The 570-nt window shown below is 66.7% G+C and carries 1 protein-coding gene and 1 pseudogene; one reads left to right on the top strand and one right to left on the bottom strand.

Annotated elements, in window-relative coordinates:
- Positions 1-420 (top strand): LysR substrate-binding domain-containing protein (locus tag EN879_RS38195; protein WP_245493965.1); only part of this gene is annotated, 420 nt, incomplete at its 5' end.
- Here EN879_RS38195 and EN879_RS39610 read toward each other — a convergent pair.
- Positions 383-570 (bottom strand): annotated as a pseudogene (locus tag EN879_RS39610) (hypothetical protein); the annotation flags it as partial. The gene EN879_RS38195 and the pseudogene EN879_RS39610 overlap by 38 nt on opposite strands.

Genomic DNA, 570 nt, shown 5'->3' with positions numbered 1-570 from the left:
CAGCCGACCCCCCCGGACCAGATGCAGCCCCTCCCCAAATGCGTCATGCGCGACAGCGCCCGCCATTCGCCACAACAAAACTATTCGCTGATCGAAGGCGCGCCGCAATGCCTCGTCGCCGACCAGGGCATGAAGAAGGAGATCATCCTGCAGGGCCTTGGCTGGGGCCACCTGCCCCGCTTCCTGATCGAGGAAGAACTGCAGGACGGACGCCTGCACTCCATTGCCGGCCGTCATCTGCCGGGCCGCACCGACGAACTGGTGGTGGCGCGCCGCCGCGACCGGCCGCATGGGCCGATCGCGAACCGGCTGTGGGATCATATCCAGCAGGAAGCGCCGGCATTGCGCCGTGTGCTCGAAGCGCCGAAATCCGCCGAGGAAGTCAGCGGCCAACCAGCCAGCGAAAAGCGCGACGGATGAACGTTTGAGCGTCCTCCGTCACTGGTTCGCCGTGCGCCATCAGCACTCTTTCGGCCGGCCATGCCAGTATGCGTTGAAGAGCGGCACGCGCGGCGCGCCGGTCGGTAAAGCCGGCGCGGAATTTTCGCGGCACTGAGGGCTCTGCGGCCA

This window comes from Mesorhizobium sp. M7A.F.Ca.AU.002.02.1.1 (assembly GCF_003998535.1).
In the GTDB taxonomy this organism is placed as follows: domain Bacteria; phylum Pseudomonadota; class Alphaproteobacteria; order Rhizobiales; family Rhizobiaceae; genus Mesorhizobium; species Mesorhizobium ciceri.
Note: the sequence above shows the minus strand (reverse complement) of the source record. Positions and strands in the feature narration are given on the sequence as shown.